This window comes from Peribacillus simplex (assembly GCF_001542915.1).
GTDB lineage: Bacteria > Bacillota > Bacilli > Bacillales > DSM-1321 > Peribacillus > Peribacillus simplex_B.
Genome location: NZ_LNNH01000018.1, coordinates 24,972 through 50,581 on the forward strand (window position 1 = coordinate 24,972; position 25,610 = coordinate 50,581).

Sequence of the window (25,610 nt, forward strand, 5' to 3'; positions counted from 1 at the left end):
AGTTAAACGATAAAAAAGTATAAAGCCTGTCTAAAATAAGTTTTATTATATTTCTATGGTAATATATAAGGGGTAATTTAGAACAATAGTTATATTATACTAATTTATGGTCGTATTATATATTTATGGAAAATAAAGTTATTGTTAAACAAGGGTTTTGGATTTATTATTTACTAGTTATTAGGAGGAAATTGTTAAATGTGAACAAAGGGTGGTTAGGGATAAAGGTAATACAATTAATATAAAGATGTAAGAATTGAAATCCTGAAAAGAGGAATACATATGGAATTAACTCAAGATTTAACTGAAAATTTAGTGCATTGTGTTTCGAGAAAAATATTTAATTACTTTTTTTATAACAGGAAGTATTTCGGGCGACAAGTAGTAGGGGAAGATGGGAAAGTAGTTTATGTTCGAAAAAGAAATAAAATGTCAGCTGCGATTTTAGAGAACATGATTAATTCTAAGAAAAGCATTATGAGCTACCAACAAGTAAGGCAAAAATTAAAATGGGTTTGTTTAGATATTGATATTGCAAAAGATAAAATTGACAGTGACTTTGATTTTTTTAAAAATACAGAGCTGAGAAATTCATTGTATAAGGTATATAGTGAAACTGTTAAGATTTTAAATAAATATAATATAAAATATGTATCTGAGTTTTCAGGGAATAGAGGAATACATGTATGGATATTCCTTGATAAAGAGGTAAGTAAAAATATTGGCTATGCTATTATAAAAAAAATTGATGAAGAATTACAAATTAATATAAAAAATTTATTGGGAATTATATTAACAGATAAGTATCCTAAAAATGGTTCCGCAAAAAATAATACAATAGGTTTGGGGGTCAAAGTACCTCTATCATTCCATTTGAAAAGTAATAGATATTCTTATCTTTTCAAAGAGACTTCAGAGATTGAACAAATAGCTGTTTTAGATAATGAGTTTCTAGAAAAACAAATGAATATATTGGACAATATCAAAATAAACTCTGTTTCAGAATTAATTGAATCATTAAAAATCAATGAAGTAAATGAAGAAGAAAATTACCAAAAGAAAAATATGGTTCTTACGGATCAGGATATTAATCTTGAAGGAATAATAGAAGTATTATCGAAATCAGAGATTTTCAGATACTTATTTGATAAACCATTAGCTCATTGGAGTGAGCGTGATAGAATAGTTTTAGTAGCATCGCTTATTAGAATTAAATCTATTAATGATGATAACTTTGGCGTTAGATTATTAAATGAGTTCTTTTCTAGTGATGAAGAGTCTTATGATGCGGATGTAACGAATGAAAAGCTACAAAATTTAAAAGGTTTATACCCACCTAATATAAAATATCTCGAAGATTTATATAAAAAGGAATGTAGTTATTGTAGGGAAAATGGGATAGAGAATATATATGATTTATTAGATTTACATTTAGAGCTTAAAATTGAGTTGATTTCTAATGACCTTGTGAATTTTGGCAAAATAGCACAGTCTGAATTGAATTACTTATTGCAAAATGATGAGGTACCATTAACTTTTATACAAGATGATCTCAAAAATATTAATGATGAAAATTTAAAAGACGATATACAAAAAATATATGAGAAAAATTATAGTTTTAAAAATATAGTGTCGTATCAGTATGTTAGAAAGGAAACTGAAATAAAAAATAGGCATATGTATAGTTTAGCGGCTAAGGATAGAATACTGAGTACATATATGTCATCAAAACTTACGGATTATATGTACGGAGATTTTTCAGTTAACAGTTATGCATACCGTCTAAACAAACGTAATAATAATTATATATTCGAAAATTGGAGTAAGGCGTGGCTAGAGTATGTATATAGTATTGAGGGCATAATTAATGATGGGAGTTATGATGAATATTATTTGATTAAATTAGATATAAAATCTTTTTACGATTCTATTGATCATATTGCATTACGAGAAGTACTATTAAAAAAAATAAAATTAAATGTAAATCCAATAAAAGAGAATGAAATTTTTCCTATTATTCATTATCTAATTGAACTATCTAAGGAAATAACTGGTTCAGATAAAGGTGTCCCCCAAGGTCCTGCATACGCTAGAATATTAGCAGAACTTTATCTCAGTCAGGTGGATGAAGTAATTGAATCGTATCTTGATGAAGATTTTGAAAGTTATTATAGATATGTCGATGATATGTTTATTATTCTTAGAGATAAAACTAGAGCAAATGAAATATTTCAAAATGTTCAACAAGTCTTAGATACCTTAAAGCTAGATATTAATATGGAAAATGAAAAATTTCAATTTGGTGTAGTTAAGGACTTAAAGTACAAGGTTATTACGAAGAGTTTTGAAAAGTATTTTGTCGATGGAGTAGATTATATTGGTGCAAGCGATGAATTAATTAATAATACAAAAAAATTATTAAATGAGCTGTTAACTACTGAGTTTAATGAAGTAGATGTTAAACAATTGCCGTTCTATTTGACACATTTAATAGATAAAGAAATATTTGATTCTAGAAAAAGAGAAATTGGAGAAATGATATTAAAAAGTGACATTGGTAGAGGTAGTCTGTTTAAACACTTTTATAATAATATTTTATTTGTTGATAAAGATTTAAAGTTTGAGTTGGATTTATTGATAAATTTACAGGGTCTTGCTAGAAGCAACTTATTTTCGGCATTAATTAAAAACTTTAATAAATATGATAAAGATGTGCTTAAAAAAATAATAACATCATATTCCTCCAAAAAAGATCTCTTAGATTATGAAAGAATAGAATTAATAAGGTTGATTATTTTCTCTAAAATAGATACAAGTGATATTAATTTTGAAACAGAAGATTTGGATATAATAATTGATAATTTAAAGTATGCAAATGAATTTAGTCTTGGCGAAGAATTGGAGTCAGAGATTTTAACTAGATTTCAATTTAAAGGAAACTTAAATCCGTTAACAATTTTAGAAGACTTGGATTATTTTCTTGAGAAGGCTGAGAATTTAAAGAGACTAGACAAAGTTGTTAATACCTTTGAAAGTATAATTAATATATCGCTTAACAAAAACCTAAATCAATCTAATGGGCAGAGTCTAGTTAATTTAGTATGTTTTTTAAGCTTGTATAGCAATATACATTTAGAGGGATTCAAGGGCATGTGGAAGAAAGTGCTTAACTTGGACAAAAATTTTCCAGTTTCAATGAATGAATGGTATAAGTACAAAAAACATATTGTATGGCAATCAGTTGAAGAACAAAATCTCATTATGATTATAAGTGATGTGCTAAATGATAGAGCTTTATTTCCAGAGGAGCCTGTAAGTCAAAGGGAAAAAGAATTTGTTGTATACCTACTACTCTTCATACTAGATCCAAATAGTAATATTAAATCAAAAATTCAAGATGTTAATTTAGATCAAATCAAAGGAATAATTAAAGAAAAAAATATAGAGTTTTTGAAGTGGTGCATTGATGAAAATACAGATTATTTCCCGGATTTACCAGAAGTACCTAGACTCAATACTTATTACAATAAACGGGTTGTCTTTAGAAAACAAAACAAGTTATTAGTTCGAGCTAATGCAAAACTGAAAGACCATATTCAAGTGAACGCAGTACTAAATGATAGTTGGCTGAATGGAGACGAGTATATAAATTTTATATTAGAAATAAAAACTAATGAAGAACTGATGAATATAAATGATAAATTACGTGGGAAAGATTTGATTTATGGAATTAAGTTAATATATGGAATATTCCAATTGATAAATAAAGGTCATTTATATAATTACTTTGAAAAAGGAACTTTTGTTAATTCATCAGAAGATATACATTTCAAATATTCTATGTATGATGAAAAAATAGTAGTTAATAAAATGAATTTATTTGATAATACTCCGAAAAGAGTTAAACAGGAAATTATGGATTTATTAAGTGACGGGGACTTACTAGAGAAAAATAAAGACGCATATCAATACAGTCCAACAAATTTTAAAAGTGAATTTATACCTAGGAATATAACTGATGAGGATATAATAAATTATGTAAATTTTTTGGGTAAATATTTAAATGAAAATTTAAAAGAAGGTGAGATTGATCCAATAAAAATAGAAAAAGCAAAATTATATGCTTTAAAGAAAATTATTAAAAGTAGTAAAAAGAATTTTAAGGAAGTTGACTTTGTAAATGCTTATGCATCCTTATCTCCGCATGATTTTGACAGATTAATTGTGTTTGAGAATGATAGAACTAAAATACAAGATAAATTATTATTTGAGCTTTTTAAGGGGATAACCGATAGAATTAAATTTGACATATTTGAAGAACTTAATGGTTTTTTCAAAGAAATAGAAATTGCGAAAGAAAGAGTAGAGAAATATTTTTCTAGTGAACCTAAAAGGTTAAATAATATTATAAAAGATTATAAGAAACCTAATATAGTTTGGATTGAAGAAAAAGAAAAAAATCTGGAAAATGTTAAAATCCTCTATCCTTTTGAACATGAAGATTTAGAAATTATTCCTTCTAACGAAGTTGCAAATTTAGATGCAAGATATGCATTATATTCTGATAGTCAGTTTGATATAATAATTGCTATTCCTTTACAGGGTTTAATTTCAATAAAAGAAAAAATATCTATGATAGACAATAAGAAAGTAGTTCAACTATTGAATAGTAAGAGAAATGCATTAAAAAGTTTAGTATGCTTTAAAGAATCGAGTAAAAAGATACAAAAACAGAATAATATAAGTGAGAATGAATCTTATCATAGAATATGGAGATTTTTGGACAAATTTGAAGAACAGTACCATGAAGCTTTACTAAAATTGATTGCTGCATATGAAGTAATTGATGAGCAGATGTGTATTGAATTTTTTAAAGGCCTGATTGAAATAAGTGAAGAAAAGAATGTTTGTCTTCTACCTTTGAAAACTAAGGAAGATGATAATGGATTCAATGTAATGGTTACGAATATAGGAAGAGATTATGGGTTCGATAGAAATTCAATTTATCAAAATAAAATATGGGAGGACTTCCGTATCATTAATGATTGTGCTGCGAATCAAGAATATAAATCACTAGCCTTTGTTTTAGATATTGGTATAAGTGGAAAGCAATTTAGGACCACGCTGCACAATTACCTTTATCCATCTAAGGATAAACCTTTATCCGAGGAATACTTTAAAATTGATAGTGAATCTTTAAAAGATTTTATGAAACAATTAGACGAAATTATTATTTTTTCTGTTGTTCATACGGATGTTTTTGAAGAAAACGTTACTAAAAAGATTCAACAAATATATGAAAGTTTGAAAAGTAAAATGCCAAATTTAAAATTTAGAGGAAAAAAGATATATAAGGAACAAAGTACATTCAGTAAAAAGTTAGATTATAAAGAAAGAAAATTAATTATTAAATCGTTTGAAGAACCCCGTTTTACAGACAAAAAGCTTTATATGAGTAACGATACATTCGTTAAATATTTGAAGTCTATAGAAGAAGAGAAAACTAGTAATATTTTAATTGCTAGATACAAAAGTATGCCTAAAGCTCATTTAATACCATTAACAGAAAAATTCGGCGTATTTAATTATAGGTATGACTCTAAAAACTAATAGTTTATTAAATGAAAAGGGCTTATTTTATTAATATTTTCTAGGCTGTAATAATGATACACTTTTTTTTACTTTCTTAGTCTTCTTTTAAAACATAATCTTTCTATTTATTCATTTTATTTGTATTATATAATCTAAATTTCAAACTTGTTTTTAAAGCTAAAAAGGAAGTATAATTTGTTACCTTTATTCAAGAAGCCAACATGTTTTCTTCTTCAACAAACTGGGTGTTTTAGTTGAGAAAGGGAACACCATTTCATTCAAGCTTTTTTTATAAAAGAATTATTCAATATTAAGAGCCTGTTTTGATTAATCTTTCAAAACAGGCTCTTTTCTTAGTTTATCAAGGTTATTAGTATTTGCTCAAGCCTTTTATCGAAGTTACAGTAGTTGACAAAAAATACTCGGAAAATTAAAGGCTTTTGACATCGAACACGAAAGCGTTAATGTCTAATAAAAAAGACCTCCAATCAATGGTTGAGATACTTTGAAACGGTAATAGAAGAATTACTTATTTAAGAGGAACTGAGGTATCTGGAAATTGGTCTTGATCACAATTCATAGGCCAATGTACTTTTGGAATTTATCCGCGGTCTGCTCCTATTTTAATAAAAAACAACTAATTCCAAATGTGACATATGCTCCTTTGGTCAAATGATTGTGTGCCCTCTACTTTTACATTCTCTTTTACTTTTCAAAAAGATAACTTCAAGAAAAAAGGAGAAAATGGATTTCCAATTATTCTTCCATTAATTCAACTAATAGATTTTCAAAACGACTAATCGTACTTGTTGCTTCCTTCATAATTTGAAAGTTCATTTCTATTATTCTTTCTAAACGCACTTCGTTTTCATTTCTTTCTGGTTCATATGCAACCTTTTCTACAACTGATTTAAGAAACTCTTGTCTTGATATTGATTTTCTTTTTGCCATTTCATCGATTTTTTTCATTGCTACTGGGTCTATGTTTCTTAAAAAAATATCCATTGTTTAACTCTCCTTTTGGACAAAATCAAAAATCTGGATTAAAAAGACTTAGAGTTAGAAAGAGCATAAGGAAAAACTGATATCACCAAGGGTGATATCCTAGGCAAAGCCTAGTGTTTTATATGATATCGTTAATTTCTTTCAGGTGGGCTGACATGGGACTCCTGTTTGATATAGGTGGGCTGACGTGGGATACCTGAACTTTCTCAGATGGACTGATGTGGGTCTTAAATAATAATTAAAAAGCAGTCATTTAGTGATATCACTAAATGTTAATCAATGTCCCCTTTGTGTCCCCCTATTTTCGACCAATGTCCCCTTCGCGTCCCCCTATTTAATTGAATGTTATTTTAAAAAAGAAAAGGAAACCTTCTCTTTCATTCACTTTTTTATTGGTTTTTTCGACGGAATTTAGCGATGTTGTTTCTTAGACTTTCGCTTGTATTTTGACCAATTTGATAGGTGCGTTTAACCGTTTTTACTGACGGGCTGTTCCGCACATTATCAGAAATTATGCTTCCAACATGACGAGTTTCTCGATCAGTTCTTTTTTCTTGTAGTGGTGTTTTCATATTAGATTCTCCTTGCATTTCAGATGAAACCAAAGGGGAATTTGATTGTGAGAAGGAAGGTGATGAAGGAATGGGACTGTAGTAGTCACCTGACGTTTTCTCACTTTTTTGTATATCGCCATTGTTCATTTGGCTTGGCGATCCAGATGAAATGGAGTGTGGACTGTTTACAGCTGCACTCCGTTTTCCATTACCGGAGACACCATTCAGAGCCATTTGATCATGTAATCCTATTACTTTTCCTCTACCTGTTTGCCCTTCTTGTTGTTGTTGTTGTTGTTGTGCCATTTTTTGTTCAATAGAAGAAGCAACTTCTTGCGTTCCAGTTTCGATTTCCCAGGAACCTTTCGAACCATTTGGACTTTGTTTTTCTTGATTTTGATTTTGTGCTTTTAAATCTACAGAATGAGCACTTTCGGAACCATTCGGAGTCTGTTCTCTGGATTGGTCCTGTCCTATTGCTCTAAGGCCTTGTGCCATTCCTGCAATACCACTTACACCCTTCAATGCGGCAGATTTACCTTCACTTGATAATCCTTTCAGTGTATTTGCAGCACCCTTTGTTGCACCCGTTACGCCTTTTGCAATAGTATAACCACCGGCTACGGCACCCCAGCTAGATTTCAGTCCTGCATCAATACCAAATAACCGTTCAACGATATTGGGACCATCAATTACAGCAAGAGAGAAAGCAAATAATGCAATTAAATAGGCGACACCATCCAATTTATCGGTAATAAACTCTGTTCCAATCAGATAGATTTTCATTGATAGGAAAATCATAATTGTCACTAGAAAAGTATTTAGGATACTTTGAAGGATTTGCTTTGTCTTTTGCCCTGAATGAATATCAGCAGGGGCTATAATGATTGCTAATACGTAGTTGAATGTTAATTCAAAGAACAGTTTTGCTAACTTAATAGCAATTGTCAGCATAGTGAAGGCTGTAATAGCTAATGTTATGGCGATTGTCCAAAAGTTCCAATCCCAACGGTAATACTTTTCTTTAAACGCAGTGAACCAACCATCATCTAACTCAACTTTCTTTGGATTACCTAAATCGTCATACTCCAAACGATTAGAAAAAACCCCAAGTCCTATTTCAGACATTTCTTTAGCTTCCCCTGCGGGATCAAAATCCTTATCAATCGCCTGTGTAATATTAATTTTTAAAATTCGATCTTTCGGAACTCGGTTTGGATGGTTAAGCTCAGTTGTTTTCCAACCCGTTGCATCAAATTGAGCAAGATCAGTCATATTGTCTTTAATAACTTTTTGACTAATTGAACCTTCTTCAACAACATCAAGAGCATCAATAGCTTTATCTGTGAATTGGTTTGCTTTTTCCATACCTTCTTGTACCAAAGCGAAAAAAAACATTATCATAAACACATTCACTATAATGGCTTCGCGATCCAACTTTTTTTGAAAAATAAGCTGATATCCTGTGTAGAGAAGCGAAAACCCCATCAATATAACAGAAAGAGGAATAAGGAATTCTACAAAACTTGTAATTTCAGCACTGTCATAAAACATTTTTAAACCCAGGATTGAATCCGTTATGTTTGATAGGGAATCAACAAGCCATGCCAAACCCTTTATAATGGCCCACCCGATCAAACGTAGCATGTACGAGATTGGATTGGTCATTTCGAGAAAATCAGAAAATTTTTCAAGTATCCTTGCTACTTCATCCATAGAACCCCTCCTAGTTAACTCATAATCCCTAATATATCAATGGTTAACCGCACTATTTTGGTTAACGTTATTTGGATTAATCATGTTTCATTTTTTGAACGAATTTTTCAACCTCGCCAGAAACATCATCTTCTGAAATATCCTTAAAATTCAATTCATCTTTGATTTCACCCTTTTGATAAAAGGCTAAGGTTCCTGAATTTTGCTCAAGAGTACGTTTTGAAGTATCCTGTTCGTAAAGTTCTGAAGTAGGCAGTTCTTTTGCATCAAACACATAAAAATCAATCTTTTCAGCCTCGGCAACACGTTCAATTTCGCTTAACTGCATTCGATCACTTTCTTTATCAGAATCAGAATCAAATGCTGATTTCACATATAAAAACCCAGTTTTTTTATCTTCCATAAATACTTTAACTTCCTTCAAATCGAGTTCAGTAGCTTTTCCGATCCCTCCATTAATACCATCACTCTCACAAGCTGATACAACCAACACAAACAATAAAACAAGACAGCCACTAAAAACCTTTTTTAAATTCATTTACAAAACTCCCTTGTATTTATTGATCTAAATAAAAACCACGCCTTTTACCGTTTTATTCGGAGACACAAATCCGTATAAAATCATGCCTGCATCACCATCAATCGTAAAAGCTTCAGTTAAAACACCATCTTTTTCTTCGAATTTTTTTATGTGCTTCTTTAATAACGCAGTTTGAATAGGATTTAAGGGTTTTTTCATTTTCATGATAATCTCTCCTTCTGAAATTAATAGGGGTGTGATTTAAAAATTCACCATCCAGGGTTGCTAACTTTTCTGCTAACCCAATTTTTATTTTTCATTCCAACGTATACAATCTAGATTCTTAAAATCCAGGTTACACCAAGAATTTGCCAGCCCATATAAGAGCAAAAAACCACCTCTTAGATGGGCGGCATGATGTAATCTTCGCTTAAATCCCTTAATACAGGGATTTAACGAGGATTCAGAATGAATGCTCACCAATCATGTGAATATCTTTAAATTTAAAGGCCTCCCACGGTTTACTGTGGGAGGCCTTTTTTTTGTTATCAGTCATATGAGCATGGATAATCATCGTTGTTTGAATATCCGTATGTCCTAATCGTTGTTGAATTTCTTTCAAACCCACCCCTGCTTCGATCAGTAAGGATGTATGCGTATGCCTAGTCCCACATAGCATTTGGGTTCAGTTACTAAATCATCTGGAAAACAAGAAAAACCTATTACTGATCTCTACGCTGCCATATATCCAAGGAGGGCTTTTTTATATGAATAACTGTTGAACGTAGGATTAGTATTGAATGCAGTGTACTGTGATACGTGGATCATAAAACGTTCTTTAGAAAATGTTTTGGCTTGAGTGGGAGGTTTGTTCCCTCGACTGTTTTGTAGAGCTCATTCCCTTCTATTATGTATGGGTGCCCAGCCGCAAGGAAGTAAATGGGGGGAAAGGAAGGAAGCTGAAAGTCAGCCAGGTCAAAAAAGCAACTGAAACCCACTTATCAGCAAAGATCGGGTTTGCAAGAAAGTATTTCGGAAAGGATAAAAGGAAAAGCGGGGAACCCTGAATTATCAGTGTTTTCCCCGCTTTTTATCATTTAATATTTGAGTTACATATAATCATAAACAGAGTCATCGAAATAGAGCCAGTGATAATATTCAACCTGTGAATCCGTCATCTTGGAAATGTCTTTCTCATTGAACTTTTGTTGCTCAATTAATTTCTGCGCTTTGGAATTTCTTTCTACTTGGCTCATCTTAAATCCTCCTTATAATATGAGAAGTAACGAAGTATTTAAATGTTGAAAACGCTTTCTTTTTTATCTTATTTTTATTATATATCTCAATGTTAGATTAAACAAATATCAAATATAGATGAATTTTAAGGATATAATATAGAAATGGTATTTATCTATTTACTTTGAAGCAGTTAATGAGACAAGGTCGGATTTCCAAAGCTTGATTTTTGTTAAGGAGTAGGGATTTGATTCAAAGGTGCCGAATGGATGCCGAAAATGTTATTATTTTAAATTTTTGAGTGAATATCCTAGTTTAGAACGTATGTTTTGTTATGTGTTTTAATTAAGGTTAAATTGTATGATGCGCGGCATGATGTAATCATCGCTTAAATCCTCTAATAAAGGATTTAACGAGGTTCAGAATGTGCTCACCTAACATGTGAATATCTTTAACGTTGAAGGCCTCCCACAGTTACTGTGGGAGGCCTTTTCTTCGGTATTTTGAAGGTTAATAGAAGCATTACCTGAATCGGGACTCTTCTTCGCCATCTATTTCGTTATCTCATCTATATGAGTAGAGTTTGAAGTATCAGGATCGAAAGTATTGAACCCATTCAAATCAATAAAATGGGCAATAGGATCCTTATCTTTGTCAGCTATAATGAGGTTAAAGCCAGATAGGTTGTTTTTTATTTTCTCCAATTCTTTTTTCGTTAAATCGATGTTTAGTTTGAATGGAGTTTGATATGTAGTTTTGTGATCTGTAGGCTGCTCTGCCAACACTGATTCACTGGTTGTCTTATGTAAAACATCGTATACTGCTTCAGGGTACTCCAGTGAAAAGTACAGCTTTTGGGTGTTTTCCTGTAAGATTTCGTATATGTCCTGATCTATTTCGTAATTCATCAGAAAAGTTAATTCCTTATTCTCAGGAATATAATTCATTTCAAACTTTGTGATGCTAAATTTAGGGGGAAGCAGCTTGTTTTCCAATGATTTGTTTTTTTGATTCGATGAGTTATTCTGTTTAGTCTCGATTGGATCATGGACAGATTTTTCACTTGTCTTTTCTGTGGTATCACACCCCATTAGAAGAAACATACAAATGATAAAAGGGAAAGCATACTTTGGAAGCATATATGTAGCACCTCTTTATTTTCGTGATGATAGTGTAATCATCAGTTGCAGTCGTTGCTTTTGCTGTATGATGGATTCACTTCATTGTCAATGGTATTGTGAATAATAGGAATAATCAATGTTTAGTTAAGGTGATCGGTGCAGGATTGGTTTGAATTTATCGCCATACAATATTAAGATTGTATGAAAAAGGATGAGGACTGTGCCGATCAATTCGTTTGAGGATTATCCAATGACCTGGAAGCCGACGATCAGTAGGGAGGATAGGCCGATATATCAGGCATTGGCGAAGCGGTTAGAATGTGACATTATGGAGGGGCTTTTGGTGCCTGGTACGAAGCTTCCTCCGCAGCGGGAATTGGCCGATTATTTGGATTTGAATGTAAGTACTGTTTCAAAGGCGTTTAAGGTGTGTGAGTTGAAGGGCTTGCTGAGTGCAACGGTTGGAAGCGGCACGTTCGTTTCGTATGATGCTTTATCGAATGCTTACTTACTGGACGAAGTGAAGCCGGGGCATTTGATTGAAATGGGAGCGACACTGCCAGATAATGCTTCGTTTGAGCCATTGCTCCACCAGCTGAAAAACATGCTGCAGGAGACGGATTATGAAAAGTGGTTCGGATATGGCCGAACAGGTGAAAGCTTTTGGCAAAAGGATGCAGCGATCAAGCTAATGAAAAGAGGCGGGTTTGAAACGACAGTCGAGCGCATATTATTTGCAAATGGCGGTCAAAATGCGATTGCCGCCACGCTGGCGAGTCTGTGTCAGCCAGGTGATCGCATTGGCGCTGATCAGCATACGTATCCAGGCTTGAAAACGGCGGCCGCGATGCTTAGTGTGCAAATAGTGCCGATAAAATCCGAGAATGGTGAAATGAGTCCAGCTGCTTTTGAGGATGCGTGTAAGCATGACAATATTAAAGGCATATACTTGATCCCGGATTTTCATAATCCGACAGCTTGCTCGATGTCTGTCGAGAATCGGAAAATGATTGCGGCAATTGCGAAAAAGCATGATCAGTTCATCATAGAAGATGCGACGTATCATCTACATAACGAAAAACCATTACCGGCCATCGCCTCATTTGCCCCGGAACAGGTCATCTACATTGCCAGTTTATCGAAGTCGATCGCACCGGGTTTGCGGCTAGCCTATGTCGCTGTGCCGAGTCCATTCAAGGAGCCGATTTCAAGGGCACTTTATAATTTGAATATAACTGTTTCCCCGTTATTAGCGGAGCTTGCGGCGCGTACCATCATATCGAATCAATTTGAAGGTATGATTGCGGGCCATCGGAAGCAAACAATTCGTCGGAATCAGGTCGTCAATCGATATTTGGCAGGCTATGCGTGTTTAGGTGCTGAAACAAGTATCTTCCGTTGGTTACTATTGCCTGGAAAGATTACAGGTGCTGGCTTCGAAGCGTTAGCTGCAGAGCAGGGGGTACAGGTGTATGCCGCTGAACGGTTTGTAGTGGGGAAAAGTTCCCCGGAGAGGGCTGTACGGGTTTCCATTTGTGCTCCGGAAACAATGGAGGAGCTGGAAAGAGGATTACGTATCCTTGAACGTTTACTAAAAAACTTAGCCTAATATATTGTTCGCCATACAATTATGATATTGTATGGTTTTTTTGTGAATGTTATGATAATGCAAATCTTGGATCGTTACAAGAATAGAATCATCATTTTGGAAAGAGAGGTTAGATGGTATTGCAAAATAGTGTAAAAGAGTTGGCAGGCCAATCGAATAGACTGCAAAGCTATATTGATTCTCCTGAAAAACAACAACAATTATACAAACGGTCGTTACTGGTTGTTGTCATATCCCAAATTTTCGGCGGAGCAGGACTTGCAGCGGGGGTGACAGTGGGGGCATTGCTGGCACAGGATATGCTGGGTACAGATAGTGTGACGGGAATTCCTACGGCGTTATTCACGTTAGGGTCAGCAGGGGCTGCGCTGCTAGTGGGGCGTCTGTCCCAGCGCTTCGGACGCCGTCCAGGACTTGCGGCAGGATTTTTTGCGGGAGGCATCGGTGCCGTTGGCGTGGTGATCGCAGCTTTAACAAATAGCATCCTGCTGTTATTTGCATCACTGCTTATCTACGGCGCCGGGACGGCGACAAACTTGCAAGCACGATACGCAGGAACGGACTTGGCTAACTCGAGCCAAAGAGCAAAAGCGATCAGCATGGCCATGGTTTCGACGACATTCGGTGCCGTGGCAGGACCGAACCTGGTGGATGTCATGGGGGATTTGGCTGTATCAATTGGAATTCCAGCTTTAGCTGGTCCATTCATATTAGCTGCGATAGCTTATCTACTTGCAGGCTTCGTATTATTCATGCTGCTTCGTCCTGATCCCTTCATTGTTGCAAAAGCGATTGCTGCTGCTCAAAAAGGAACTAGTGATTCACCTTTGAATGGGAAGGCCGATTTGCTATCGGCAAACAGGCGGGGCATTTATGCAGGAGCTGCAGTAATGGTTTTAACCCAATTCGTCATGATTGCCATCATGACGATAACACCCATACATATGGGCCACCATGGTCACGGGTTAAATGAAGTGGGGCTGGTCATCGGATTCCATATCGGTGCCATGTTTTTGCCTTCGTTGGTGACCGGTTTTCTTGTGGATAAAATGGGTCGTGGCGTTATGGCGATTGCTTCTGCCCTTACGTTACTGATTGCCGGCATTTTAGCTGCTCTTGGACCTGCTGATTCGATGATGATGCTCATCATTGCACTTGCCTTGCTTGGGCTAGGCTGGAATTTCGGTCTGATTAGTGGCACAGCCATTCTGGTGGATGCCGCCCCTCCATCCACCCGGGCTAAGACACAGGGCTCTGTAGATGTTTTGATTGCATTGTCGGGCGCATTGGGCGGAGGCTTATCGGGAATGGTTGTAGCCCATTCCAGTTATGCAACGTTATCGATTGCGGGTGCCGTGCTTGCCTTACTGCTCATTCCGTTTGTCCTTTGGGGAGGTAGCGGTCGACATGAAAAAACTTCAGGACTTCAGCAAATTGATAAAAAATAAAAAAAGATATCCCTTCCCATTGTTTAACCAAAGCATTATGCTTAAAACTATCATTCTTGCATATTAGGAGGTTCATGATGCCAAAATCATGTGAAAATCCATACCTTACAAAGCCAGTTTCGACATCACCGCCGCCACCGTTTACTCAGCTGTATTTGCTTATATATAAAACAGATTAAGAATCTGCGAAATGTATAAGCTGTTTCGCAGATTCGAAGGAGTAGACGATGAAATCTAGCATTCAGTTTATCTTATCAATGATCATCTTTGGTACGATCGGTTTAGTTGTAAAATTCATTGATTTATCCTCGAGTGAAACAGCTTTGCTGAGCAGTTCGATCGGGTGTCTTTTTTTAGTGTTCGTATTTGTAATGATGAGGAAGCCCATTCCTTGGAAATTCGTAAAGGGCAATGCTCTTCCCTTGTTTCTTTCCGCTTTCGCTTTGGGAGGGAATTGGATTTTTCTTTATCAATCCTACGAACACACAACACTTGCGAATGCAACATTGGGTTATTATTTTGCACCAGTCTTTGTCATGGTTCTCTCGCCATTCGTACTGAAAGAACGATTGCCAATCAAAAAAGTAGTTTGCATTGGCGTAGCGATAGTCGGTATGTTATTGATTATCGGAAACGGTATTGGCGCCTCTGGCAGAGAAGATTTGCTGGGGATTCTTTTCGGGTTGATCGCGGCTGCATTTTACGCCGCCTTAATGTTATTGAATAAATTCATTAAAAACATCGACATGTTGGAGATTACCATCATTCAGCTTGGCACCACTGCCTTCCTGCTCTTGCCTTATGTATTATTCACTGAGGGGCTGGGTATTTTGGAAGCACCAAGGACTTCCATTCCGTTTGTGCTGCTCTTAGGGGTTGTGAACACAGGTATTGGTTTTTGGTTGTTTTTTTCCGGAATGGAAAATTTAAAAGGGCAAAGCATTGCCATGCTAAGCTATGTGGATCCATTTGTAGCGATCCTGATATCGGCTGCATTACTACAAGAAAATATGACAACCGTTCAAATCTTTGGCGGCACCCTCCTGTTAGGCTCAACCTTTGTAAGTGAATATAATTTCATTCATGTCCGAAAAGTTTACGGGAAGATCTTAACGAAATGAAAATAGGGCAGTGGGGGAACTTCCTCCCTGCCTTTTATCCCTTTCAAGTAAAAGGCCGGGTTTACCGTGTGGTTCGATATGTCCGCTATCCATCAATGAAAGCTTTCTAGATAAAATATTGTTTACTCGTAAAACTCATGCAAATCAATCCGGTTAAGAAAGGGGTTTTTGTCAGAATGATTTTTTTAAGAAATGTTCAAGCTGCAGATTTAGAACAGCTTATAGTCATTGAGAATGAAGGGTTTTCCGTGGAAGAAGCTGCCACAAGGGAAGCGTTTGTGGACAGGATCACTCTGATATCCGACACCTTTATTGTGGCAGAAAAGGAAGGCGGAATCCTTGGTTATATTAATGGTCCCATCATTGATCAGCCTTATATAACGGATGATCTTTTTGAGGAAATCAAAGAGAATCCGAAAAGTGGAGGATATCAGAGCATCCTAGGGTTAGCTGTGTCCAAGAATGCCAGGCAGCAAGGAATTGCGAAGACTTTAATGGAGAAAATGGAATCACTTGTAGAAGAACATGACAGAAAGGGAATCACTTTAACTTGTAAACAGGAATTAGTTCCTTTCTATGAAAAATTGGGGTTTGTTAGCCATGGCCTGTCTGAATCGCAACATGGGGGAGCCAGCTGGTTCAACTTGGTCAAATTTAGAGAGGATAAGAATTGATTCGTACAGGTGCGTCCGTATTAAAGAGTAGCCAGTGGGGCGAAAGGTGAAAACACTCGATCTATGCGTATCGGTTTTGACTATTTAAACCCTTCTTTTGGTCATTAAGAATATTTTGGAATTCAAAGGTCATCAAACATGTGAATACCTTTAAGGTTGAGGCCTCTCACGGTTTACTGTGAGAGGCCTCTTCTCAATGTTTTTGGAGCCAACAGGTTCATTAGGATCTTTTAGCTGGGGCAAGGTGTGCAGAGATAAGATAGAAGATAGTATGATGGATCAGCATTATTACCATATAGCGTTTTTAAACCAAAACAAAAGCTAGAGGGTCTTTTAACCAATGTTGATATTGTAGATGCAGTTTCCTTAAGGGAGTATGGCTTACCTTACTTCAATCCTGCTCACTCTATTTTATTAAAGTTTACTAACGAATAACAATTAACACAGGGGAATAAAGGAATTGGAAATGTGAAATACATCGTTTCATTTTTGGAACGAGAGAATTTCCTAAATATAGTAGTATAGGGTTAGAAGAGCAATAACACCTACCTAACCCCGTTGTATTGCACTTTGGGTTTTATAATAAAAGAGGTGGATTATAATGGATAATATGTTAGATGAATTAAATAAGGTGAAATATCATCAAAAATTACTGCTTACAATTGCATTGGATAATAACCCTGAACAATATACATATTTTCATTTCATTATGAATCATGATTTAAGTGAAAAGGATTCAAAGGTAATTTTTCATTTGCTGCATGCTTTAGAAGATAAAAGGAAAGGTACTTACCAAAAGGACAAATATGAAGCAGGCATTGCATCACTACTAGGAGATAATCCTTCAGTGTCCATAGATACTATTGAAAAGGCATTGTTGCATGTAAATATAGATGTAAATCCCGTTTATCTAACTAAATCTATGAGAGATCAATATATTCTAGTTGATTTATGTAATTATTTACTACGAGAATTAAAGTGAAAATTTTATAACTGTTGAGTGAATACAGTTTAATGCTGTATAAAAAATCTTTTTCATACTACTTTTAAAAATACATAAGCGATCTGTGCGGCAGCCGTCATGAGGCATTTATCTTTAGGAAAACCCCTACTTGTTGAGTAGGGGCTTTTTTGATTTTAAAATATTGGTTTAACTTTATTAACTACCTCCGTTATAAATCACCTGAACAATATGGAAATGCTTATTAGATGCAAAGTTTTTTTTATCTGTTGGATCCATTCGTATACTATTACTGAATTGATATCCAATCGTGGTCTGGGGTTATTTTAGATTGGAAAATTTGATTAAAGGGGTCGATATAAATGTATTAGAGATTAAATATTCAGAGACAATTAAGATCTTGAAAATAAAGGGACTACCAGTAATTAAAATCGGATTCAACTTTCCAACTTAATACAAATAGATGGAATAGGTTATTTTTTAGCAAAATTATCAGTGATTTTATATGGTGAAACCCGCTTCATTAATAAAAGTTTTTCCTTTTCGTGAAATTTTTGATAAAATTTACTCTACAAAGCTAATAATTAATAATTTCCTATTGTCTGAAAATAAAAGGGATGGTATATTGTTAATATTCCTTTGAAAACGATTTCATGATATGAGCTTCTGCAAGTGCTCCTTGTTGGTCACTTATATCGTCTGAATTATGATTGAAAGGAATTCAATGGCATGTATGAAAAAGACACGATTTTTATAATTGGTGATGCGAAGTCGTCACAAAATAACCCGATTACCATGAAATTCAGTCAATATTTTTTGGCGCTGGTAGTCGATCGAAGAGATGGCAAAATTATTGATGTGGATTGCTCGGCGACAGTGGATTTAACCATTCGCTTTGTGCAATCACTTTTTATTGGACGTCATGTGGATGATCCGTCCATTGTGGAAGATATTACCAACCGTTATTTTGGTTCTTCCCAAAAGGCGATGGTTGTCGCTTTTCAGGATGCTCTAAAGAAATATATAGCTATAACTGCTTTGTCTAAATAAACCTAGACAAAATCCAGTCTAACGATTTTTTGTTAGGCTGGATTTTTTTGTCTTTTTAAGGAGGATATATCAATGATTCAGGATGGATTCATGTATTTCAGTGTATTGGTTGCTTTTGCAGCTTTAATGGTTGCGTTTGAGAAGAAATTCAATACCAATCGCTTTTTAAAATTTATACCGGGTATAGTTCTTATTTACATCGGTTCTGCGATCATGCAAACTTGTGGTCTCTTTGCAGATAATGAGTCCACAGCGACTGTTTATTCCAGTGTAAAAGGAGCCTTGCTTCCCGCTATGCTGGCCATCATGTTATTGAAGTGTGACATACGCAGTATTATCAAACTAGGACCGCGGATGCTTGGCGGGTTTTTAGTAGCTGTTGTCAGTATTATGATTGGCTTTATCGTAGTCTATATCGCTTTTCAACACTTTTATATTAAAGATACGTGGAAGGCATTTGGAGCACTTGCAGGAAGCTGGACAGGTGGGTCAGCAAACATGGTGGCCCTTCAAGGCATATTGAAAGTGCCGGAGAATATCTTTGGTTATGCCTTAATGATGGATACAATTAATTACGCGGTTTGGGTCATGTTCATGTTTTGGCTTGTTCCATTTGCGGGAAAGTTTAATCGCTGGACAAAAGCGGATACAAGCTTTCTTCAAAAAGGATTTGAGGAAGCGGCAGCAAGTTCCGAAGAAAAGACTGGAGTACAATTCCAGCATATGTTGTATTTATTGGGTATTGGTTTATTCATTTCAGCTCTATCTACCTTTGCAGGTCAGCATCTTCCCGAGATAGGTGCCGTAATAAATGGGACAAGCTGGACAATCATGCTTGCTTCCGTGATCGGTTTAATTTTAGGACAAACACCAGTTGCCAAGATTCCGGGTGCATTGGATGTTTCGAATGTGATGCTATATGTTATTGTTGCACTCATTGCCTCGCAATCGGATTTTTCAAATATTGCGCAAGCACCGATTTATCTTGTCTCTGGATTCTTGATCATGTTGATCCATTTAATCATCATGCTATTGTTAGGGAAACTCTTTAAATATGATTTATTTACACTTGGCGTGGCAAGCCTTGCGAACATCGGCGGGATGGCATCAGCGCCAATGTTAGCTGCATCATATAGCCGCGCACTCATTCCAGTTGGTGTGATCATGGCATTAATCGGATCATTCCTTGGAACCTATTTTGGTATGATCGTTGCTAAAATATTAAGTATTTTCTAAAAGGGCTATAAAAAAATGGAAAGGAAATGAGTATCGTGATTATACATGACTTACAAGTCAAGCGTCGTAAGGTTTCCTTGCGTGTACCCTTTAAAACCGCATTAAGAACAGCAACCGAAATCGAAAATATCGAAGTGTCATTAACGCTTGAAAATGGCATGATTGGCAAGGGGGCAGCAGCACCAACCTTCATCATTACGGGAGACTCATCAGAGGGCATTGAAGCGGCTCTAGTTGGGCCAATAAAAAATGAACTTGTCGGTGCTGATATTACTCATTTTCAAACGGTCCTTCAAAGAATCCAATCCTGCTGTGTCGGGAATACAAGTGCCAAAGCAGCTGCTGACATTGCTGTACACGATGCTTATTGCAAACTATTAAATATCCCTTTGTATGCTTTTCTTGGCGATAAAAAGGACTTGAAAACATGTATGACAGTGGGGGTAGATACACCAGAAAAAATGGCATCTGATGCCAGCAAAAGTGCTGATGATGGTTTTCAGACCTTAAAAGTGAAGGTTGGAGCAAATCCAGAGCTTGATATTGCACGAATCGAAGCCATCCGTGATGGAATACCAGAAACGATTAAGCTTCGTCTCGATGCGAACCAAGGCTGGAGACCCAAACAAGCGGTACAGCTGATTAACGAGATGGAACGAAAAAAGTTTAACATCGAATTCATCGAACAGCCTGTAGCAAGCTATGATCTGGAGGGACTAAAATTCGTCACGGAACGAGTTGGGCTTCCAATTATGGCGGATGAAAGTCTCTTTTCGACCAAAGATACGTTGAAACTTGTCGCTGGTCGATATATTGATCTATTAAACATTAAATTGATGAAATGTGGTGGAATCTCACAAGCCTGGAATATTGCGAGTATCGCCGAAGCAAATGGAGTCGCTTGCATGATTGGAAGCATGATGGAACCAGCCCTTTCTGTTGGAGCTGCAGCCCATTTTGCGGCCTCACATCCAAATGTGAAATATTTTGATCTTGATGCACCGCTTTGGCTTTCGGAAAAACCGGATGTACTTATGTATCACGGGGAAGAAATTCAATTATCGGATTTGCCTGGGATTGGTCGGGTCTAAGTAGAGTAATGGAAGTTTTAACTATAGCGTGCAATAGTAATTTAATTGGATGATAGTTCCGAGGATTCAAACCATGTTAACAAAAAAAAGGAGGACTTGGATTATGAAACATTTCATTTTAACGATTATCGCCATTTTCCTAGTAGGATTTGGTTCGAATGTACAAGCAAACACGAAAGAGAAAAAAATGGATGAAACCGCTTATGTGGATGTCTCAGTTTCGACACTTTGGACAGCTCCCAATATTTTACGCCCCGTTGATGAACCATCTGCTGCCAACCCAGTGAATATGAGAAAATGGACGAGTGCTATGACATATGAGCAGCAATTGCAATTATCCGCTGACGGAATGCTGGAAACTCAAGCTCTTTACGGAAATAAAGTGACAATTCTTGAAAGACAAGGTGAATGGGTGAAAGTAGCTGTAGCGGGTCAACCAACCCCAAGAAATGATTTGGGATACCCTGGTTGGTTGCCAGCATCCCAATTAACCTATAGCAAAAAGTTTGCAAAGGCAGAAAATCAACCTTTTATTATGATTACCGAACCTACAACCTTTCTTTATCCATCACCATCTTTTAAAGAAAAAAATATAGAAATTAGCTACAATACTCGCCTTCCCTATGAAGGTGAAACCAAACATGCATATAAAGTACTCAAACCAAATGGCAAAAAGGCTTTTGTAAAAAAGGAACACGCCAAGTTGTTTCACTCAACAGCTGAAATTCCTGCGCCAACAGGGGAAGTGTTAGTAGAAACGGGAAAAAGATTTCTTGGATTGCATTATTTATGGGCCGGCATGAGCGGCTTTGGTTTTGATTGTTCAGGATTTACCTTTACGATGTATCAATCATACGGAATTACCATACCAAGGGATTCCAGTGTTCAAGCAAAAAATGGTGTATCAGTTGAACTTGAAGATCTCCAGTCGGGGGACTTACTTTTCTTTGCTCATGATAATGGAAAAGGAAGTGTACACCATGTAGCGATGTACGCGGGAAATGGTATGATGATTCACTCGCCTAACTCAAAGAAAAATGTTGAAATCATTCCTGTTAATACTAAAGGGTATATAGAGGAATTAACAGGTGCAAGAAGGTATTTGCCTTAACAAGAAATTTGTGAAGTAAGGAAATTGACGGTAAATCTTCCGTCATAGGCTGTAGAGAAAGTTTTACCCTTCATCGTTCCATAAAGAGTGTGGGTGCCGCTGAAGGTAACAAGTAGATTGATATTTTTTGGTGTAGCACCCGACTAAGTCAGGTGCTACCCATTTTTTGACCACGAAATCATGAAAGCTCACCAAAAATGTGAAGATCTTTAACGTTGAAGGCCTCTCGCGGTTTACTGTGGGAGGATTTTTTTTTGTTGTTGAAAGGGAAACTTCATACATCCAGTTTCATAGAAAGACAGGCATATAGTTCCGGGCAAGGAGGAAGTCCGAATTTGATTTTAGTACAATAAAGTTTTAAAGCAACCATGTTTAACAGGACCATACAAAGGCCGTGTTATAAGTTGCGAGCTACAAAAAGAATCCTGTCACCAAGCCTATTTGGCGTGTTTCATTCGAATACGTGCAGTGCTTGTCCTACTATCAAACATATAACATGCTCAAGAGCTATCTATATCTTGTGGAACATATTATAATTAAAAGAAATTATGTTATTAAAAGGCAGGCAAGCATGGATGAGTAATTTTAGATTTGGAATACGCCAGAAGATTATTACTGGGTATATTATTGTGATTATTTGTTTAATTGCGTCTATTTGGGCTGTAATGAAGCAGTTAGATACGATGAACACGGAAAGAAACTTTATCGTCGAGCATGATTTCGCGGTTAGAGATATCACAAATCGAATTGAAAAAGATCTGTTAAAGCTGGAATCGGGTCAGCGAGCTTATATTATTACGGGAGAGCAGAGCTATTTAGAGCCGTATAATGAGACGCGTTCCCAATTGAGAAAAGACTACAATGCACTTAGGGAGCTTCTGTCCGACAATCCGAAACAGCAAAAAGTGCTTGATTCGATTAATGAAAACATCAAGCAATGGGTAGCGGTCGCAGGTGATCCGTTCATTAAGCTGAAGGAGCAGAACGATACAGCGGGTATTCGCGAATTTTTTAAAGAAGAACGGGGAAAAGAAGAAATCGATAACGTCTTGATCCAATTTGAAACCTTCCGAAATAAGGAAAAAGCGCTTACGGAACAACGTGCGGAGAGTTTGAACGAGCAGAACCTGAATCTGAAAATTGGTCTCTTTAGCATGTTAGCCTTCGTCATCATTGCATCTGTTGTCCTAGCGATGATTATATCCGGATCCATCCTCAAAACGTTAAAAGCAGTTGTGGCAAGCATTCGTGCAATGGCGAACGGCAGTGACTTGAGCGGGCGGATTCACGTTAAGACCAACGACGAAATTCGGGATCTTGGAGAAGCGACGAACGAACTTCTGAATTCATTTGAAGAACGGGATTGGCTGCAAACGAATGTTACAAAAGTCGTAAGTAACAACCAAGGCATATCTTCATTGGAGAACCTTGCGGAGACATTCCTATCCGGTGCCGCTAAAATAACGGGTTCATCATTTGGAGCTTTTTATAGTAAAGAAGGAAAAGAGAAAGGGACTAAGTTCGTAAAAAAGGCTTCCTTTGCAGATTCCGTGGATGATGCAGGAAGAGAGAGTTTCAACCTCGGACAAGGCTTGATCGGACAATGTGCACTTGAAAAACGAATACAAGTGATCAATGGAATGGAAGCAGACTATCAGTTGATTTCTTCTGGATTAGGAGAAACAAAGCCGAGAAGTATTCTGATCGCTCCAATCATTCATGAAGGGGAAGTCATCGCCGTATTTGAACTTGCGAGCCTTAATGAATTTACGGAGCAGCATATCGCTTTTATAGATACTGTACTTGAAACATTCGGGTTAACCATCAATAGTGTCATTGATCGCATGGAGATTGCACGATTATTAACTGAATCTCAGGCGATGACCGAAGAACTTCAGGCACAATCTGAAGAAATGCAGAGTCAGTCTGAGGAACTGCAGATGCAGTCAGAAGAATTACAGATGATCAATGAGCAGCTGAAAAATCGTTCACAAGAAGCGGAAGAAAAGTCAAGAGATCTTGAAATCGCAAAGAAAGATCTTGAAGAGAAGGCGAAACAGCTTACGATTAGTTCTAAATACAAATCGGAATTCCTGGCGAATATGTCTCATGAACTACGCACTCCGTTAAATAGTATTTTGATCCTATCCGAGATGCTTACTGAAAATAACACGCGTTCTCTATCAGAAGAAGAATTAGAGTTTGCTGGAGTCATTCATTCTTCTGGGCAAGACTTGTTAAACTTGATCAATGATATTCTAGATCTTTCAAAAGTTGAAGCTGGAAAGCTTGAGCTTACGCTAAGTGAAGTGAATATAAGTGAACTTCCTGCCAGTTTAGAGAGGAATTTTTCACATATTGCGAATCAGAAGGGCCTTAACTTTCATATAACTATGAGCCCGGATGTACCGACCATTTTCCAAACCGATGAGAAGCGTTTCCAGCAAATCATTAAAAATCTGCTCTCGAATGCCTTCAAGTTCACAGAGAAGGGTTCTGTATCCGTCCAAATCAAGAAAGTGCTGACGAATGTGAACTACACGGGTGTCGATTATTGGCTAGAGATTTCGGTTACGGATACGGGAATTGGCATTCCAAAAGAAACACATGCCCTGATCTTTGAAGCATTCCAACAAGGAGAAGGAGCTACGAGTAGAAAATATGGCGGTACAGGTCTAGGGTTGTCCATCAGCACTGAATTTGCAAAACTTTTAGGTGGCAGAATCCAGCTTGATAGTGAAGAAGGGAAAGGAAGTACGTTCGCTCTTCTCATTCCGAGTATTACCGAAGAAAGTATCTCACGTGAAACATTTTTACAAGCATCCGCAGAAGTAGCAGCAACTCTTGAACAGTCTAATACAGCAATAGCGGCAGTTCCGGAAGTGGAACATACCAAGTCAAATGAAGAATTGGCCGATGAAAATAATGTTTTCTATGGCAAGACGGTTTTGATCACCGATGATGATCACCGTAATATTTTTGCATTAAGAAGAGCTCTTGAAAGTAAAGGGATGAAGATCCTGATTGCGAATAATGGCCTGGAATGCCTGGATGTACTAGACAAAAATAAAGGGATAGACCTCATTTTGATGGATATCATGATGCCTGAGATGGATGGGTACGAAACGATGAAGCGGATTCGTGACATAAAAGAATTCGCGGATCTTCCGATTATCTCCCTGACTGCAAAGGCGATGAAAGATGACCGGAAAAAATGCCTGGAATCAGGTGCGTCAGACTATATTAGCAAACCATTGAAATTGGAACAGCTGTTTTCGGTGATGCATGTTTGGATGACAAAGTAAGAGATTTACGGTAAGTTTGCAAAATCAAGTCCATGAACTATCAGACCTAGGATGATAAGTATATTTTGATTCTATTTCTCTCAGTTTGACCGATAATTTGCATATATTTTACGTTGTATTTTCCAAATACAACTCAAAAAAAGCCCTGAATGTTCTACCTAGCGTAGAACATTCAGGGCTTTTTATTCGGGGAAATTGTATTAGAGTCTTTGCGTTTTGTCGGCATGCCCCTTAGATATGTGTCTAACAATGGGGGTGCA

The 25,610-nt window shown here is 36.3% G+C and carries 17 protein-coding genes and 1 pseudogene; 11 read left to right on the forward strand and 7 right to left on the reverse strand.

Annotation, left to right across the window (positions count from 1 at the left end):
- Positions 1–282: 282 nt before the first annotated feature.
- A complete protein-coding gene (locus AS888_RS10555; RefSeq protein ID WP_061142121.1) occupies positions 283–5,610 on the forward strand; it encodes a reverse transcriptase domain-containing protein in 5,328 nt (1,775 codons plus the stop codon).
- Positions 5,611–6,348: 738 nt separating this feature from the next.
- Here the strand turns inward: AS888_RS10555 and AS888_RS10560 are convergent.
- The 7 genes and pseudogenes from AS888_RS10560 to AS888_RS10585 all read right to left on the reverse strand — a co-directional run bounded on the left by AS888_RS10560 (position 6,349) and on the right by AS888_RS10585 (position 11,762).
- Positions 6,349–6,597, reverse strand: a complete 249-nt coding sequence (locus tag AS888_RS10560) for a hypothetical protein (RefSeq protein ID WP_061142122.1) — start codon at positions 6,595–6,597, stop codon at positions 6,349–6,351.
- Positions 6,598–6,986: 389 nt separating this feature from the next.
- Complete coding sequence (locus AS888_RS10565; protein ID WP_061142123.1) at positions 6,987–8,867, reverse strand: pLS20_p028 family conjugation system transmembrane protein; 1,881 nt, start codon at positions 8,865–8,867, stop codon at positions 6,987–6,989.
- 76 nt (positions 8,868–8,943) lie between these two features.
- Positions 8,944–9,405, reverse strand: a complete 462-nt coding sequence (locus AS888_RS10570) for a hypothetical protein (RefSeq protein WP_061142124.1) — start codon at positions 9,403–9,405, stop codon at positions 8,944–8,946.
- A gap of 27 nt (positions 9,406–9,432) precedes the next feature.
- A complete protein-coding gene (locus AS888_RS10575; RefSeq protein WP_061142125.1) occupies positions 9,433–9,612 on the reverse strand; it encodes a hypothetical protein in 180 nt (59 codons plus the stop codon).
- Between the two features lie 238 nt (positions 9,613–9,850).
- Positions 9,851–10,051, reverse strand: a pseudogene (locus AS888_RS25040) (tyrosine-type recombinase/integrase); the annotation flags it as partial.
- Positions 10,052–10,496: 445 nt separating this feature from the next.
- On the reverse strand, positions 10,497–10,643 hold the full coding sequence (locus AS888_RS25710) for a BH0509 family protein (RefSeq protein WP_155645458.1): 147 nt from the start codon (positions 10,641–10,643) through the stop codon (positions 10,497–10,499).
- A gap of 531 nt (positions 10,644–11,174) precedes the next feature.
- Entirely contained in the window at positions 11,175–11,762 is a 588-nt protein-coding gene (locus tag AS888_RS10585; RefSeq protein WP_061142127.1) for a hypothetical protein, read from the reverse strand.
- A gap of 193 nt (positions 11,763–11,955) precedes the next feature.
- On the opposite strand from AS888_RS10585, the gene AS888_RS10590 reads away from it, so the two are divergent.
- The 10 genes from AS888_RS10590 (at position 11,956) to AS888_RS10635 (ending at position 25,350) form a co-directional block, all read left to right on the forward strand.
- On the forward strand, positions 11,956–13,353 hold the full coding sequence (locus tag AS888_RS10590; protein WP_185113074.1) for an aminotransferase-like domain-containing protein: 1,398 nt from the start codon (positions 11,956–11,958) through the stop codon (positions 13,351–13,353).
- 113 nt (positions 13,354–13,466) lie between these two features.
- Complete coding sequence (locus AS888_RS10595) at positions 13,467–14,801, forward strand: MFS transporter (RefSeq protein WP_155645459.1); 1,335 nt, start codon at positions 13,467–13,469, stop codon at positions 14,799–14,801.
- A gap of 227 nt (positions 14,802–15,028) precedes the next feature.
- Positions 15,029–15,922: a DMT family transporter gene (locus AS888_RS10600; protein WP_061142129.1), complete on the forward strand. Its 894-nt coding sequence runs from the start codon at positions 15,029–15,031 to the stop codon at positions 15,920–15,922.
- Positions 15,923–16,098: 176 nt separating this feature from the next.
- On the forward strand, positions 16,099–16,596 hold the full coding sequence (locus AS888_RS10605) for a GNAT family N-acetyltransferase (RefSeq protein ID WP_061142130.1): 498 nt from the start codon (positions 16,099–16,101) through the stop codon (positions 16,594–16,596).
- 601 nt (positions 16,597–17,197) lie between these two features.
- Entirely contained in the window at positions 17,198–17,578 is a 381-nt protein-coding gene (locus AS888_RS10610; protein ID WP_061142131.1) for a DUF1878 family protein, read from the forward strand.
- A 708-nt stretch (positions 17,579–18,286) separates the two neighbouring features.
- The gene (locus AS888_RS10615; protein WP_061142132.1) at positions 18,287–18,607 is read left to right on the forward strand and encodes a DUF3870 domain-containing protein; all 321 of its coding nucleotides are present in this window, start codon (positions 18,287–18,289) and stop codon (positions 18,605–18,607) included.
- Between the two features lie 72 nt (positions 18,608–18,679).
- Positions 18,680–19,843: a DUF819 family protein gene (locus AS888_RS10620; protein WP_061142133.1), complete on the forward strand. Its 1,164-nt coding sequence runs from the start codon at positions 18,680–18,682 to the stop codon at positions 19,841–19,843.
- A 26-nt stretch (positions 19,844–19,869) separates the two neighbouring features.
- Complete coding sequence (locus tag AS888_RS10625) at positions 19,870–20,934, forward strand: dipeptide epimerase (protein WP_397251494.1); 1,065 nt, start codon at positions 19,870–19,872, stop codon at positions 20,932–20,934.
- Positions 20,935–21,037: 103 nt separating this feature from the next.
- A complete protein-coding gene (locus AS888_RS10630) occupies positions 21,038–22,045 on the forward strand; it encodes a C40 family peptidase (protein ID WP_061142135.1) in 1,008 nt (335 codons plus the stop codon).
- Positions 22,046–22,728: 683 nt separating this feature from the next.
- Positions 22,729–25,350 (forward strand): CHASE3 domain-containing protein, encoded by a 2,622-nt coding sequence (locus AS888_RS10635; protein ID WP_445260760.1) that lies wholly within the window; start codon positions 22,729–22,731, stop codon positions 25,348–25,350.
- The last annotated feature ends 260 nt before the right edge of the window (positions 25,351–25,610 follow it).

Bases quoted from the DNA above. Each gene is read 5' to 3' on its own strand.
- AS888_RS10570 (WP_061142124.1), bottom strand. From the start codon at position 9,405: ATGAATTTAAAAAAGGTTTTTAGTGGCTGTCTTGTTTTATTGTTTGTG.
- AS888_RS10560 (WP_061142122.1), bottom strand. From the start codon at position 6,597: ATGGATATTTTTTTAAGAAACATAGACCCAGTAGCAATGAAAAAAATC.
- AS888_RS10610 (WP_061142131.1), top strand. From the start codon at position 17,198: ATGGATAATATGTTAGATGAATTAAATAAGGTGAAATATCATCAAAAA.
- AS888_RS10565 (WP_061142123.1), bottom strand. From the start codon at position 8,867: ATGGATGAAGTAGCAAGGATACTTGAAAAATTTTCTGATTTTCTCGAA.
- AS888_RS10585 (WP_061142127.1), bottom strand. From the start codon at position 11,762: ATGCTTCCAAAGTATGCTTTCCCTTTTATCATTTGTATGTTTCTTCTA.
- AS888_RS10615 (WP_061142132.1), top strand. From the start codon at position 18,287: ATGTATGAAAAAGACACGATTTTTATAATTGGTGATGCGAAGTCGTCA.
- AS888_RS10590 (WP_185113074.1), top strand. From the start codon at position 11,956: ATGAGGACTGTGCCGATCAATTCGTTTGAGGATTATCCAATGACCTGG.
- AS888_RS10635 (WP_445260760.1), top strand. From the start codon at position 22,729: ATGAACACGGAAAGAAACTTTATCGTCGAGCATGATTTCGCGGTTAGA.
- AS888_RS10555 (WP_061142121.1), top strand. From the start codon at position 283: ATGGAATTAACTCAAGATTTAACTGAAAATTTAGTGCATTGTGTTTCG.
- AS888_RS10575 (WP_061142125.1), bottom strand. From the start codon at position 9,612: ATGAAAATGAAAAAACCCTTAAATCCTATTCAAACTGCGTTATTAAAG.
- AS888_RS10625 (WP_397251494.1), top strand. From the start codon at position 19,870: ATGAGTATCGTGATTATACATGACTTACAAGTCAAGCGTCGTAAGGTT.
- AS888_RS10630 (WP_061142135.1), top strand. From the start codon at position 21,038: ATGAAACATTTCATTTTAACGATTATCGCCATTTTCCTAGTAGGATTT.
- AS888_RS10620 (WP_061142133.1), top strand. From the start codon at position 18,680: ATGATTCAGGATGGATTCATGTATTTCAGTGTATTGGTTGCTTTTGCA.
- AS888_RS10605 (WP_061142130.1), top strand. From the start codon at position 16,099: ATGATTTTTTTAAGAAATGTTCAAGCTGCAGATTTAGAACAGCTTATA.
- AS888_RS10600 (WP_061142129.1), top strand. From the start codon at position 15,029: ATGAAATCTAGCATTCAGTTTATCTTATCAATGATCATCTTTGGTACG.
- AS888_RS25710 (WP_155645458.1), bottom strand. From the start codon at position 10,643: ATGAGCCAAGTAGAAAGAAATTCCAAAGCGCAGAAATTAATTGAGCAA.
- AS888_RS10595 (WP_155645459.1), top strand. From the start codon at position 13,467: ATGGTATTGCAAAATAGTGTAAAAGAGTTGGCAGGCCAATCGAATAGA.